The organism is Streptomyces sp. NBC_00090, from assembly GCF_045160815.1.
In the GTDB taxonomy this organism is placed as follows: domain Bacteria; phylum Actinomycetota; class Actinomycetes; order Streptomycetales; family Streptomycetaceae; genus Streptomyces.
Genome location: NZ_CP108224.1, coordinates 862635 through 876612, shown reverse-complemented (window position 1 = coordinate 876612; position 13978 = coordinate 862635). Strand labels below are relative to the sequence as shown.

Below are 13978 nucleotides of genomic sequence, written 5' to 3'. Positions count from 1 at the left end.
TTCTCGGTGGGGGTCGGGGAACGACCTACGTGTCGGTGGGGGGTGGGGGAACGACCTACGTGACCGACACGCCGGGGTCGTCATGTGTCGATCCTTGACAGGAGCGCCGACAGCGCGCGAGCCCGCATGGGGCGGACGAGTGAACCGCGTGTCATCCGGGTGCCTCCGGCACGTGGCCCCGTCCCCGAAGGGCATGCATCTGCATCCCATCCCCGATTCGCGTCGCAGGTGACGCCGGAGACGAACAATGGACCGATTCGACATGGCCGGCGAAGCACCCGGTCACCGCACGCCCGTACTCATCGTCGGCGGCTCGCTGGTGGGCCTGTCCACCTCGCTGTTCCTGGGGCGTCTCGGAGTGCCGCACACCCTGGTCGAGCGCCATGCGGGCACCTCGATCCACCCGCGTGGCCGCGGCAACAACGTGCGCACGATGGAGCTGTTCCGCGGAGCCGGGGTTGTGCAGCCCATCCAGGAGGCCGCGTCGGTCCTGGCGCGCAACAACGGCATCCTGCAGACGCCGAGCCTGGTGGGTGACGTCGGCGAGTGGCTCTTCAAGGAGATCGACCCCGGCGGCGGGCTCGCCCGCTTCAGCCCCGCCGGGTGGTGTCTGTGCAGCCAGAACGATCTCGAACCGGTGCTGCTCAAGCGCGCCGGCGAGCTGGGCGGAGACCTGCGGTTCGCGACGGAGCTGATGTCCTTCGAGCAGGACGCCGAAGGGGTGACCGCGCAGGTCAAGAGCCGTGGCACCGGTGAGCACACCACCATCCGCGCGGACTATCTCGTCGCGGCGGACGGCCCGCGCAGCCCGGTTCGCGAGCAGCTCGGCATCGGGCAGAGCGGTCAGGGCGACCTGTTCCACAACGTGAGCATCACCTTCGTCTCCCGCGGCCTCGCGGACGTCGTCGGCGACCGGCACTTCATCGTCTGCTACCTGACGAACCCGGAGGCCGACGGGGCCCTGCTGCCGGTCGACAATCGGGAGCGCTGGGTGTTCCACGCTCCGTGGCACCCCGAACACGGCGAGACGCTCGAGGAGTTCACCGACGAGCGGTGCAGGGAACACATCCGGCGGGCCGTGGGGGTGCCGGACCTCGATGTGGAGATCACGGGCAGAGCTCCCTGGCACGCGGCCGAGAGGATCGCCGAACGGTACGCGGACGGCCGGGTGTTCCTCGTCGGCGACTCCGCCCACGAGATGCCGCCCACCGGGGCGTTCGGCTCCAACACCGGTATCCAGGACGCGCACAACCTCGCCTGGAAGCTCGCCGCCGTACTGGGCGGCTGGGCCGGCCCCGGCCTGCTCGCGTCCTACGACGCGGAGCGCCGGCCGGTCGCGGAGACGACGAGCGCCCGGGCTGCGGCGCGGTCGGTCGAACACAGTCACCCCGGGTACGTCCCCGTCCCCGGATCCGGCAGCCCCAAGGGAAGGAAGGGCGGCATCCTCAACGAGGTGCTCGGATACCGCTATCCGCAGGGCGCCGTCCTGGGCGCCGACCGGACGCTGCCGGTCGTGTCCGACGGACTGCGGTTGACGGGCGAACCCGGGAGCCGGGCACCCCACCTGTGGTTGAACCGCGCCGGTACCCGGATCTCCACCCTCGACCTGTACGAGCGGTCCCTGGTGCTCCTGAGTTCCGCGGACGGCGCCGGCAGGTGGCACACCGAGGCGACACGCGTCGGGCAACAGCTGTCGGTGCCGCTCGACTCGTACCGGATCGGCGACGGGCCCGACGCGGAGCTCTCCCCCGAAAGCGACACGGACTGGGCGGAGGCCCACGGCGTCACCACGGACGGCGCGGTGCTGGTCCGCCCCGACGGGTTCGTCGCGTGGCGGTCCGAAGGGGCGTCGGAGGATCCCGGAGCGGCGTTGCAGCAAGCCCTCACGGCCATCCTGGGCCGGGGCTGACACTTTCTCGTCGCCGGCACGGCAGAGGGATGTCCCGGGGAGCCCGGTCAACGGTTGGCAAGCCACCAGGCCGGCTCTCCGGGGACCCGAGGGCGTGGAAGAACGCGGCCGCGCGGGCCGGGAAACCCGCGCAGGTCGTGACCTTCTCGACAACGCTCGTGGTCAAGACGTCCAGCTCGTTCGCCCGTTCGCGCGCAGAACGACCGTTCTTTCCCGAGCACCGTACGGACTGCTGTGACCTGCGGCGTTGATCACCGGCAAGGACGATCAAGACGCCGACCGGGGGACAGTGCGCGCGATCTTCCCGTTGCGGTGATGACCGGGCGGGGGTCTTCTCGTGCACGGAGCACAGCACAGGAGCCGCGCGGCACCGCCGGCCAGGAAAGCTCCGCCGAAGAGGAGAGAAGAAGCATGCGTCTCGCACGTACGGGTCCCCAGCTCGCCCTGGTCCTGGTCGCCCTCGCCCTGTCTGCACCCTCCGCCGTCGCGGCGCCCTCCGGTGAGGTCTGGGTCAATCCGCGGAACGCGGCCCCTGGCACCACCGTCACCGTCAGCACCACCGCCTGCGGTAACGAGACGTACGGCAAGGGCGAGTCGGAGGCGGGCGGGAAGTTCCACCTCCTGCCGGGCGACCGGAAGGGCGTCCTGGTGGGTGAGTTCAAGCTCCCGTCGGACGCCGTCTCCGGCAAGGACACCGTGACCCTCAAGTGCCCGCCGCGCATCAAGCAGACCGTCACCTACCAGATCTCCGGCCGGCCGAACGGTGCCGTGGAAGCGGGCTTCGGCTGGGCCGCAGGCGCCGGCGCGGACGGGGGCGCCGGCGCGGACGGGGTCGACGGCGGCAGCCCGTACGCCCTCGGGGCGCTGGCCCTCGGCGGCGCCGCCGCGGGCGTCCTGATCATGACGCGCCGCCGCGCCACCGCCGCCCGGAACTCCGTCTGATCCCACACCTCCACGCCCCCGGTCAGGGCCCCGGCTCCACGAGGAGATTCTTCGTCTGCCGGTGGTCTGAGGGAGGGGGAGGGGGAGCGGGTGGGAGTGAGCGGGGTGGGGCGGGTCAGGGGTTTCCCCCCCGCCCCGAGGATGGGCCGGACCCGTGACGGGGGTCCGGCCCATCCTCGCGAGTACCCCTGTTCGTGAGGCGAACTCATGCTCCGAGTGGAGTCCTTGAGTGGTGCGCCTCCCGTCGCGGACGCAGGCTGGCGTACGCCGACTTCGCCGGACCACACGGCGGGCGTCCACTCCCACGCGCCCCGGCCCCCGAGCGGCCGGGGACATCCGAGAGACGGGATCACATGGCAGAACAGATCACCGGTCCGGACGACCTGCCGTCCGTTCGCGGGACCGGCAGGACCGTTCGGCGCCGGACGGCGCGACACATCCCCCTGCAGGGGCGCCCCCACCGCGCGCGCACCAGGACGGCGCTCGTCGCGACCGGCCTGGCCGTGCTCGGCGCGCTCGGCCCCACCCCGAGCAGCGCCCTGTCACCCCCTGCCGAGGGGCCCCGGCCGGGACACCCGGCACGGTTCGTGCCCGGTCCGTGCCCGGAGACGCCGGAGCCGATCCCCGGGCGGTGCGGGTTCCTGGAGGTGCCCGAGAACCGCACCCGCAAGAAGACCCGGACCATCCGGACGACCGTCGTGATCATTCCGGCCACCTCGGCGAAGCCCGCCGCGGACCCGGTGGTGTTCATGGAAGGCGGTCCCGGTGGCGACGCGATCGGGGCCATCCCCTTTCTGATCGCCTCCCACGTGAACCGGGACCGCGATCTGATCGTCATGACCCAGCGCGGCGCCCTCCACTCGCAGCCGAACCTCGCCTGCCCGGAGATGGACCGGTTCAACGCGACCGCCGTCGGACTGCCCTACGACGCGCCGTCCACCGGACGAGGGCTGGTACGCGCGGCGAAGCAGTGCCGGGACCGCCTGACGGCCGAAGGAAACGACCTCACGGCCTACAACACCACCCAGAACGCGGCGGACTTCGCCGACCTCCGCAAGGCCCTGGGCATCAAGAAGTGGAACGTCTACGGCTACTCGTACGGCACCGACCTGGGCCTCACCTACCTGCGCCGGCACCCCCAGGGCATCCGCTCGCTGGCGATCGACTCGGTCGTGCCGCCGCAGACCGTGAGCCTGCCGTGGGCCTGGGACAGCGCCCAGGAGGGGATCAACGCGATCTTCGCGGCATGTGAGGCCCAGCCCGCATGCAACGCCCGCTACCCGGACCTCTCCCGCACGCTCACGGAGCAGGTCCGGCGGCTGGAGGAGAACCCCCTGACGCTCACCGTGCCGCCGCCCGGTGGCGGAACCCCGGTGAAGGTCGTCCTCGACGGGGGCACGCTGGTGAACCTGCTGGTCACCAACGGCCAACTGGTCCCGTCCGCCGACGTCCCCGCCGCACTCTACGAACTCGCCGGCGGGAATCCGGAACGCCTCGCGCGGGCCCAGGCCGCCGGCGCGACGCCCGTCATCGGCGAGTTCGCCCACGGGCTGACGCACTCGGTGGCCTGCGCCGAGTGGGCGCCGGGCTACTCGAAGCGCGACGTGCTGGAGGCGGGCCGACGAGCCTTCCCCGGCTTCCCGGACTCCGTGCTGGCGCACGCACCGCAGCTGCCCTTCGAGCACGACCTGTGCCGCGCCTGGAACGTACCGGACCGAACCCCGGTCCAGCGGGTCGCCACCCACAGCAAGGTGCCCGCGCTCATCATCACCGGGACCTTCGACGCGAAGACGGGCGCGAGCTGGGGGCCGTTCGCCGGCCGGACACTGCCCCGCTCGACCGCCGTGGTGGTCCCCGGGATCACCCACTGGGTGGTGCCCCAGGAGCCCTGCGCCGCGTCGGTCCTGCTCTCCTTCCTGGCCCGGCCGACCGCGCCCGACACCGGCTGCGTGGCGGGTGTCGTGCCCAAGCCGTTCACCATCATCCCCTGACCCGGAGGACGCACGATGTCCCCAAGCACGACCCCCCGTCGGCGCCCCGCCCGACGGCTCCCGGCGACGCTGGCAGGAGCCACGGCCGGCGCCCTCGTCGTCGGCCTCGCCGCGATGCCCGCACACGCCGAGTCCGGCACCGACGGCCCGATCGGCACGGTCGCCCGTACGGTGGGCGACGCCCGCTTCGAACCGGGCCCCTGCCCCAGGACGGCGGACCCGATCCCCGATCTGGCGCGCGCCCGCTGCGGCACCCTCACCGTGCCCGAGAACCGTTTCCGGACCAACGGACCCAACGGACCCAACGGACCCAACGGACCCAACGGACCCAACGGACCCAACGGACCCAACGGACCCAACGGACCCAACGGACCCAAGGAGCCCAAGGAGCCCAAGGGCCACGAGGGGCGCAAGATCACCCTCGCCGTCGCGATCATGCCCGCGGAGTCCAGCAGCCCGGCGCGCGACCCGATCGTGTGGTTCGCCGGCGGACCCGGCGACGACGCGGTCTCCGAGATCCCGATGGCGCTCGCCGGCAACCTGAACCGCGACCGTGACGTGATCTTCATGTCCCAGCGCGGCACCTACTCGGCCGACCCGGTGCTCACCTGTCCGAACATCGACGAGTTCAACGCCCGCGCCCTCGGTCTCGTCTCCAACGCGCCGTCCACCGGCCGCCTGCACGTCGAGGCGACCCGGGCCTGCCGCGACCGGGTGGACAGCCGGGGGGCCGACCGCAGCGCCTACAACGACATCGAGAGCTCGGCCGACTACGACGCCCTGCGCAAGGCGCTGGGCGTCAAGAAGTGGAACGTCTTCGGCATCTCCTACGGCACCCACCTGGCGCTCAACTACATGCGCCTGCACCCGAAGGGCGTCCGGTCGGTCGGCATCGACGGCGTCCTGCCGCCGTCCCTGGGCGGCGGGGCCGTGACCTGGAAGGCCGCACGAGAGGGTTTCGACGGCCTGTTCAAGGCCTGTGCGGAGCAGCCCGCCTGCAATACCCGCTACCCGAACCTGAAGGCCACCTTCCTCCGCCTCGTCAGTGAGCTGGAGGCCAACCCGGTCACCACCACCGTCACGGTCCCGGTCCACCCGGAGCCGGTGAAGGTCGTGCTGGACGGGGGCAACCTGGTCACCTGGCTGACCTCGGCCACCCATGTGGCGGCCGGAGTGCCCCGCTCCATCGACGAGCTCGCCCACGGCAACCCGCAGCGGATCGCGGAGCAGCTCGCGGGCGGCAAGTACAGCCCGCAGGCCATCGGAAGGGTCGCCCACGGGTTGGTCTACGGCGTCTTCTGCAGCCAGTGGACCCCGTACGAGAGCCGGGCCGACATCATCCGGGGCGGGCGCCGCGCGTTCCCGTCGTTCCCCCGCTCGATGCTGGCCAACGCGCCGCAGCTCGCCTGGCTCCACGACGACTGCCGCGCCTGGGACGTCCCCCCGGCGCCCGCCTGGATCCGCGACGTGACCCGCAGCGACATCCCGACCCTCGCGCTGTCCGGCGGCTTCGACGCCCAGACCGCGCCCAGCAACGGGGCCTACGTGGCCCGTACGCTGAGCCGGTCCCACGCCGTCACGGTTCCCTACGTGGCCCACGTGGTCTTCGCCGACTCGCGGTGCGCGCAGACGATCACCAACTCGTTCTTCGCCGACCCGTCCGCGCCGGACACCCGGTGCCTGGCGGGCCTCCAGCCCCCGCAGTTCGAGATCGCACCCTAGTACTGCAACGGTGTTTGTCGTGGTGGTTGGGCGGTTGGGCGGGTGCTGGTGATGGCCAAGGCCATGGTCCGCCGGGCGATCGCGGGGGCCGCGATCCGAGTCCCGCGGACCGTGCCGCCCGACAACCGCCCGACACCCGGGGAGCGTCCGGGGAGCGTCCGGAGCGGCGGGCGTTCCCCGGTACGTCAGCGGGCGGTTCCCCGCTCCAGCAGCGCCATCAGCGCGCGGGCTGCCGGGCTGGTGGCCTGTGGCGGTGGGAGCAGGGCCACTGTCTCGTAGACCTCCCCGCCGGTGTCGGTGAGAGGGATGGCGTGCAGGGACTCCCGCTTGTGCCGGAAATGCCGCGGTACGGCGGCGACGCCGAGGTCCTCCTCCACCAGGTCCAGGAGGCTGTGCACGTCGTTCACTTCCAGGCTCACGGCTCGCCGTACGCCCGCGGCGGCGAACGCGGCGTCCGTGGCGCGGCGGGGTCCCCAGCCGGGGTGGAAGTCGACGAAGACCTCCTCGGCGAGGTCCGGAAGCGCGAGGTCCGGAAGCGCGAGGTCCGGAGGCGCGAGGTCCGGCCCGGTCGCGGCGAGCGGGTGCCCGGGGTGGCACAGCAGTGTCATCGGCTCGGCTGCCAGCGGCACCGAGCGCAGCTGGTCGGAGTCCGCCCGGGTGCGGTAGGCGAAGGCCAGGTCAAGTCGCCCGGCGGCGACGTCCTCGGCCAATGCGAGCCCGCCCTCCTGGCGGAGCCGTATCTCCACATCCGGGTGCCGCCGCCTGAACGCGGCCAGCAGCCCCGCCACGTGCACTCCGGCGACACACTGCTCGGTCCCGAGGGAGAGCGTGCCGCGCAGCACGCCCTGGACCGCTGCCACCGCCTCGTGCGCGGCCCGTACTTGCGCCAGGATGCGCTCCGCCTCGACCAGCAGCGCCCGCCCTGCCTCCGTCAGCGTCACCCGGCGGGTGCTCCGTACGAACAGCGGCGCCCTCAGCTCCCGCTCCAGGGCCCGGATCGATGCCGAGAGGCCGGACTGGGAGACCATGAGCCGCTCCGCGGCCCGCGTGAAGTGCCGGTCCTCGGCGACGGCGACGAAGTGCTGGAGATGCCGCAGTTCCATGATTCAGAAGCCTAATCGCTGAATCTCATCGGATTCTCCTGTTGGATCCATGCCCACAGGTCGGGGGAGATTGGTCACAGCACGACAAACCCTCCCGCCACACCCCGATCACCGGGTGCCGTCCCCACGCCATGGAGTCGCGTTGTATACCGCACATTCCGACCGTTATGCCGACATGCCATACCGACGGACCGGGCGCAGTGGCCTGAAGCTCCCCGCGCTCTCCCTGGGGCTGTGGCACAACTTCGGCCCGGACCGCCCGGCGGAGACCCAGCGCTCCATCCTGCGCCGCGCCTTCGACCTCGGGATCACCCACTTCGACCTGGCGAACAACTACGGCCCGCCGCCCGGCGCGGCGGAGTCCGCCCTCGGCGAGTTCCTGCGGACGGACTTCGCGCCCTACCGCGACGAACTGGTCGTCTCCACCAAGGCCGGATACCTGATGTGGCCCGGGCCGTACGGCGAGTGGGGCTCCCGCAAGTCCCTGCTGTCGTCGCTCGACCAGAGCCTGCGCCGGCTCGGCCTCGACCACGTCGACATCTTCTACTCGCACCGCTTCGACCCGGAGACGCCCCTGGAGGAGACCATGGGTGCCCTGCACACCGCGGTCCAGCAGGGAAAGGCGCTGTACGTCGGCGTCTCCAACTATTCGCCCGCGCAGACCCGCGAGGCTGCCCGCATCCTCGGCGAGCTCGGCACGCCGCTCACCATTCACCAGCCGCGCTACTCGATGCTCGACCGGCGCCCGGAGGACGAGGGCCTGCTCGACGCCCTCGACGACCTGCAGGTCGGATCGATCGCCTACTCTCCGCTGGAACAGGGCCTGCTCACCGGACGCTACCTGGACGGCATCCCCGAGGACTCGCGGGCCGCGAGCGACAGCCCCTTCCTGAACCGGGACGCCGTCACCGAGGACCTGGTGACCCGGTTGCGCGCCCTGAACGACATCGCCACGTCCCGTGGTCAGACCCTGGCCCAGCTCGCCCTCGCCTGGGTGCTGCGCGGCGGCCGCGTCACCTCCGCCCTGGTGGGGGCGAGCAGTGCGCGACAGGTCGAGGACAGCGTGGCCGCCCTCCGTAACCTCGACTTCGACATCGAGGAACTGACCCTCGTCGACGAGCTGGCCCGTCCCTGACGCGCGAGACCGTCCCGCGACCACGTCGGACCGGCCGGCACCGCCGAGCTGTGGTGACACCGCCGTAGTAGCTCTGGGCCGGGGTGATCCTGAGCTGGTACGAACCGTGCGGCAGCGGCAGCGCGTAGTGGCCGTCGGCGGCCACGGTCGTCTTGACCGGGGTCCCCAGGGCGACGACGGTGGGTCGGGAGGAAGGGCGGACTCGTGCGGGTCCCGGCCCGTACCGTGCCCGCGCACCGCGGTGGGTTCGTCCGGACGACTCTGGCTCGAACCGGCGCCCCGGTGAACTCCCGGTCGGTCCGTCACCACACCGTCGGGGTCCGCGGGGTGTGGGGCGAGCGGGGCTCACCCCGCCGGAGCGGTGGTACCCCGGAAGGTGCGGCGGTACGCCATCGGTGAGACGCCGATGGCGGAGTGCAGGTGTTCGCGCAAGGAGGTGCCGGTGGCGAAGCCGACCCGTCCCGCGATGTCGTCGACGGACAGGTCGGTGGTCTCAAGGAGGTACTGGGCCCGGGCCACGCGCTGCTGGATCAGCCAGCGCCCCGGGCTCATCCCGACCTCCTCGCCGAAGCGGCGCGCGAAGGTGCGCAGGCTCATCCGGGCGTGCCCGGCGAGTCGTGGCAGTGTCAGCGGCTCGTGCAGGTTCTCCAGCGCCCACTGGCGGGTGGCCGAGGTGCCGTTCACCGACGGCGGGAGCACCGGGTACTCGATGTACTGGGCCTGTCCGCCGTCCCGCCAGGGCGGCACGACACAGACTCGTGCCACGTGGTTGGCGACGGCCGCACCGTGATCCCGCCGTACGAGGTGGAGGCAGAGGTCGACACCGGAGGCGGCGCCGGCCGAGGTCAGCACGTCGCCGTCGTCCACGAACAGCACGTCCGGGTCGAGCCGGACCGTCGGGTACCACGACCGGAAGACGTCGGCGACGGCCCAGTGGGTGGTGGCGGGGCGGCCGTCGAGGAGTCCGGCCGCCGCCAGTACGAAGGCGGCCGTGCAGACGGACACGATCCGGGTCCCGGGCCGGACCGTCGAGAGGGCCTCGGCCACTCCCGGCGGCAGGTCTCGGGAGAGCCTGGAGATGTCGAAGGGCGGCAGCAGGACCGTGTCCGCGGCCGCGAGGACGGTGGGGCCGTGCCCCACCGTCACCGAGAAGTCGGCGTTCGTGGCGACGGGACCGCCGTCGACGGAGCATGTCAGGACCTCGTAACGGTCCTGGAGCGCACCGAAGATCCGGCTCGGGATGCCGAGTTCGAAGGGGTACACCCCGTCCAGGGCGAGGACGGCGACACGATTGAGGTCTGGTTCGCCCCCTTTCCCGTGGACCTTCCCCGCGACCAGTTGCTCCCGTTCTTCGCCGACTGCGCCGCTCGCGCGGAAGCCGTACGGGAGGCCGGTGCGGATGTGGTGTTCGTCGCCGGCTGCGAGATCAGCGCGTTCTGCGGAGGTTTCCTCCCGGGCGACACCTACGGCGACCGACTGCGGGCCATGGCCGGTGCCGACATGGAGTGGTGGTCCTCCCTCGGACCGGTGCACGAACGGCTCAACGACTTCCTTGCCCAGATCGCCGCGACCGTCCGCACGCACTTCGGCGGGCAGGTCACCTACGCGTCGGCGCCCTGGGAGTTCGTCGACTGGGGCGCCTTCGACCTCGTCGGCATCGATGCCTACCGGGCCGCCCACAACGCCCACGACTTCCGGGACGAGCTGCGCGGGCACCTCGCCCACGGCAAGCCCGTCGCGGTGACCGAGTACGGAACCTGCGCGTACCTCGGCGCGGGAGAACGCGGCGGCATGGCCTGGCAGGTACCGCACGGAGCAACCCCGGACGAGGACGAGCAGTCGCGCTACCTCACCGAACTGCTGGACATCTTCGAGGAGGAAGGCGTGGACACCGCGCTCTGGTTCACCCTCGCCGGTTACAGCAGGCCCGGCAAGCAAGACCTCGGCTCCTACGGCGTCGTCCGGATGCTCGACGAGAGGCACTGGGAACCGAAAAAGGCGTTCCACACCATGGCAGCCAGATATAGACGCAGCTGACCAAGACCTCCGGCTTCTGGCAGCACCCGCTCTCCATGCCTCGACCAATCGTCAGGTCAGGAGGCTGGCTGAGGAATGTGTTCTCGGCCTGGTCAAGCACCTGACAGCGGCAGAGCTCTACTGGTTCGCCTGGGCCTTCGAGGGTGCCGATATCGAGCTCCGTGAGCAGGCCGACGGCTCCATCGGCAGGTAGGTGCCCTTTTACCCGCCGTTTCTTATGGCGGGTCACGGAGCCACGGGCTATGCGGGGATACTGCTGTAGTGCTGTTGACGTGGATTGCCGAGGTAGCCGACGAGCCTTTGGTGCTGGAGCCGGCTGACCGTCGGGTGGAGTGGGAGACCAACACCTGGTGGTTGAGCGCGGAGGACGAGGACAGGAGGTCGTTGTCCGTCTCCGCGGTGGTGGCCGCCTTCGAGCGGACTGCCTCAGCCATCCAGGTCCGTATCCGCGAGCTGGGTTTTCCCGGGGTGGCGACGTTCTACGTGTGGCATGACGAGCAGGCCGGACAGCTCCGGTGCTCGACTGGGTCGGTGACTGCGGATGCGTTGCCGTTCGGCGGTGCCTACGTAATTTCCGACGACCTCGGGCCGGTCATCGAAGAGTTCCTCGCCGACAGTGAGCCGGGTGCCATGCACTGGTCGGGCCTGAAAGGCGTGCAGAACCACTCGGAGCAGACCACGGCCGAGCCTGAGGTGGTACCCATCCGGGTCTGGGCGAGCAGCGTTCGGGCCGCCTCGCGATGACCGGTTCTGCGTGTCCGCACTTATGAGGCGGCGGTGGCAGATGAGGGCTGCGGATATGCCCGCGAAGGCGAGGAAGTGCTCGGCCTTGCGCTCGTATCGCCGGTGCAGGCGACGGCAGCCGGCCATCCAGGACATTGTGCGTCCCACGACCCAGCGATGGCTGCCCAGGCGCTGAGAGGACTCGATGCCACGGCGGGCGATCCTCGGCACGATGCCACGCTCTCGCAGCCATCGTCGCAAATGGGCGGCTCCAACGCGCGAACCGCTTGTACGCCGTTTGCCAGCAGGTTCCGAGGACCGGCGGGAGCCGGCGCCAACCGTCGGGGGTACCACCCGCCGGAACAGCTCCCACAGTTCGCCCGGGACCCACTGCTCGACAAGACGGTCCACATCCCGTCAACGATCGCCCTGCACCAAAGGAAACGACGTCTCAAGGGGGTAAGACGGGGCGGAGCCCCGTTGGCTGGGGCGGCTTGACCAGGCGGGGGGCGGTGGGCAGCGGGCCGTCACGGGATAGCGTGACCGCGTGAGGGCGGTCTTGGTTGCATGGTGCCGCTGCAGGCGTTGGAGGGCTTGATGACGGGATGGCGGCGGTTCGAGCTCTTGGCGGGGGGCAAGTCCGAGTACCGGGAGATCAGTCAGGAAGGGATCCGCTGTTCCGTCCGGTGGGGGTCCGTCGGTGGAAGCGGTAAAGCCAGTACCTCGACGCTCAATGATGAGGAACACGCGAGGCGTCATGCCGCACGCAAGATCAATGAGTTGCTCCGGAAGGGCTTCAACGAGGTTGAACCGTTGCGTGACGATGCAGAACTCGATCAGGAGTCACCTGTCCTCGACGTGATCCGGGCTGGCTCCGGAGCGGCCGGCCCGGTCCCTGAGTATCTGCCGGTCGATGGCTTCGATGAGGTGTACTGCCGTACTCATTCCGGCCATGTGATGGGATTTCACGAGTACGTCATCCTGCACGACCAGGGACGTAGCGCCGTACGGTTTGTCGTACGAGGGAAGAGCCACGAGGCCGGCGCAGTATCTGCCTTCCTGGACTTCGTGTGTGTTCGGCGTGGCCTGGCCTTCGACGGTCGATCCCACCACAAGGTGCCCATGCCGAGACCGGTCCGACGATTCACCCACGCATTGTTCTGTGCACCGCCCCTCGGCCAGGCATACCGGGCATACCGGGCTATCGTATCCCGCGTCGCGACGGCTTTCCCCGTATTTGACTGCGAGATCGGTGATGCGGACCCTGAGGTTCTGGTTGACGCTCGGATTCATGGTCACGGTGCGTTGTCCTCCAGCGACTGGGGCCGTGAGCCGCAGCCGGTCGTTGACCTCCGGTTCGATATAGAGCCCTCTGACTACGGGCGAGCGAAGACGTTCAAGGTCTACCGGCCCACTGATTTCGAAAGACTTATGGCCGCGCTGCCAGATGCGACACCGACGAGTTGGTTGGAAGCCCGATCGTTCCGGGGTGAGATCAGGCGATTCACACCCGACTGTGCACCGTCCGTCGCAGAGGGGACTTCCTTCCTCCTCGGCTGAGACGACACGAATTCGCCTCCGCATCCCTGGCTTCAGTGCCAGGAGGCTGCGGCTGGGCCGTCAGTCGGCTTGTGTCCGGGCTGCTTGGGCTTCGGTGTGGGCGAGGCGGTAGGACTTGGTTCCGGTCTGGATGATGTTGCCGCCGAAGGTGAACCGGTCGACGATGGCCGCGCAGAGCCGGGGATCGGTGAACGTCTTCGTCCAGCCGGCATCTCCGTGGGCCGACGGGACTGCGGCCCACCGGTTGTCATGGACGGGGATGAACCTGCCGGCCGAGCGGGCCTGCTCCAGCGCGGGCGAGCCAGTAAAGGCCTGCGTCCCGCCGCCCTGCGGCCGCACCTCGACGGAGGGATCAACGGCTCCGCGATCCCCCACAGTCCGTCCGGAACAATCCAACTCCATGGACCAGGCCCAATGTATCGCGCAGATGCAGGCGTTTCCTCTGGTGACGGGGTGTGCGGACGTGTACCGTCCCCGTTAGCTGTCGTGGTTCGGAAGTTCCCCTTGCCCATGCTTTCGGCGTGGGCTTTTTGCTGTGCTGTGCCGCAGGAACCAGGGCGATCACCTCCGCCTCCCGCACACCGCGAGAGGCATTCATCGACTGGAAGGCATGAGACATGGCTACGGGAACTGTGAAGTGGTTCAACGCGGAGAAGGGCTTCGGCTTCATCGCCCAGGACGGTGGCGGCCCGGACGTCTTCGCCCACTACTCGGCGATCAACTCCTCGGGCTTCCGTGAGCTCCAGGAGGGCCAGACCGTGACGTTCGACGTCACCCAGGGCCAGAAGGGCCCCCAGGCGGAGAACATCACCCCCGCCTGATCTTTCCCACCCGGCTGGCGGAATCGGGGGCACCA

The 13978-nt window shown here is 70.3% G+C and carries 11 protein-coding genes and 2 pseudogenes; 9 read left to right on the top strand and 4 right to left on the bottom strand.

The window, feature by feature from the left end; translation table 11 throughout:
• The first annotated feature begins 247 nt into the window (after nucleotides 1-247).
• The 4 genes from OG361_RS03910 (at nucleotide 248) to OG361_RS03895 (ending at nucleotide 6564) form a co-directional block, all read left to right on the top strand.
• Nucleotides 248-1909 carry an FAD-dependent oxidoreductase gene (locus OG361_RS03910; RefSeq protein WP_405851860.1) on the top strand — a complete coding sequence of 554 codons (1662 nt, stop codon included), beginning with the start codon at nucleotides 248-250 and terminating at the stop codon, nucleotides 1907-1909.
• A gap of 411 nt (nucleotides 1910-2320) precedes the next feature.
• Entirely contained in the window at nucleotides 2321-2851 is a 531-nt protein-coding gene (locus OG361_RS03905; protein WP_405851859.1) for a sortase, read from the top strand.
• Between the two features lie 353 nt (nucleotides 2852-3204).
• A complete protein-coding gene (locus tag OG361_RS03900) occupies nucleotides 3205-4842 on the top strand; it encodes an alpha/beta hydrolase (RefSeq protein ID WP_405851858.1) in 1638 nt (545 codons plus the stop codon).
• A gap of 15 nt (nucleotides 4843-4857) precedes the next feature.
• Nucleotides 4858-6564 carry an alpha/beta fold hydrolase gene (locus tag OG361_RS03895; protein ID WP_405851857.1) on the top strand — a complete coding sequence of 569 codons (1707 nt, stop codon included), beginning with the start codon at nucleotides 4858-4860 and terminating at the stop codon, nucleotides 6562-6564.
• A 185-nt stretch (nucleotides 6565-6749) separates the two neighbouring features.
• On the opposite strand, the gene OG361_RS03890 is transcribed toward OG361_RS03895, so the two are convergent.
• Complete coding sequence (locus tag OG361_RS03890; RefSeq protein WP_405851856.1) at nucleotides 6750-7667, bottom strand: LysR family transcriptional regulator; 918 nt, start codon at nucleotides 7665-7667, stop codon at nucleotides 6750-6752.
• 142 nt (nucleotides 7668-7809) lie between these two features.
• Here OG361_RS03890 and mgrA point away from each other — a divergent pair, with 142 nt between their 5' ends.
• The gene (mgrA, locus tag OG361_RS03885; protein WP_405851855.1) at nucleotides 7810-8802 is read left to right on the top strand and encodes an L-glyceraldehyde 3-phosphate reductase; all 993 of its coding nucleotides are present in this window, start codon (nucleotides 7810-7812) and stop codon (nucleotides 8800-8802) included.
• A 345-nt stretch (nucleotides 8803-9147) separates the two neighbouring features.
• Here mgrA and OG361_RS03880 read toward each other — a convergent pair whose 3' ends face one another.
• Nucleotides 9148-10065: a GlxA family transcriptional regulator gene (locus tag OG361_RS03880; RefSeq protein ID WP_405851854.1), complete on the bottom strand. Its 918-nt coding sequence runs from the start codon at nucleotides 10063-10065 to the stop codon at nucleotides 9148-9150.
• 54 nt (nucleotides 10066-10119) lie between these two features.
• On the opposite strand from OG361_RS03880, the gene OG361_RS03875 reads away from it, so the two are divergent.
• Nucleotides 10120-10839: a hypothetical protein gene (locus OG361_RS03875; protein ID WP_405851853.1), complete on the top strand. Its 720-nt coding sequence runs from the start codon at nucleotides 10120-10122 to the stop codon at nucleotides 10837-10839.
• A 261-nt stretch (nucleotides 10840-11100) separates the two neighbouring features.
• Entirely contained in the window at nucleotides 11101-11583 is a 483-nt protein-coding gene (locus OG361_RS03870) for a hypothetical protein (protein ID WP_405851852.1), read from the top strand.
• Nucleotides 11584-11619: 36 nt separating this feature from the next.
• Here the strand turns inward: OG361_RS03870 and OG361_RS03865 are convergent.
• Nucleotides 11620-11808: pseudogene (locus OG361_RS03865) on the bottom strand (IS5/IS1182 family transposase); the annotation flags it as partial.
• 321 nt (nucleotides 11809-12129) lie between these two features.
• On the opposite strand from OG361_RS03865, the gene OG361_RS03860 reads away from it, so the two are divergent.
• Complete coding sequence (locus OG361_RS03860) at nucleotides 12130-13122, top strand: WGR domain-containing protein (RefSeq protein WP_405851851.1); 993 nt, start codon at nucleotides 12130-12132, stop codon at nucleotides 13120-13122.
• 60 nt (nucleotides 13123-13182) lie between these two features.
• On the opposite strand, the pseudogene OG361_RS03855 reads toward OG361_RS03860, so the two are convergent.
• A pseudogene (locus tag OG361_RS03855) lies at nucleotides 13183-13332 on the bottom strand (ATP-binding protein); the annotation flags it as partial.
• 407 nt (nucleotides 13333-13739) lie between these two features.
• Here OG361_RS03855 and OG361_RS03850 point away from each other — a divergent pair.
• Nucleotides 13740-13943, top strand: coding sequence for a cold-shock protein (locus OG361_RS03850; RefSeq protein WP_048475199.1), 204 nt, complete (start codon nucleotides 13740-13742; stop codon nucleotides 13941-13943).
• Nucleotides 13944-13978: the final 35 nt, after the last annotated feature.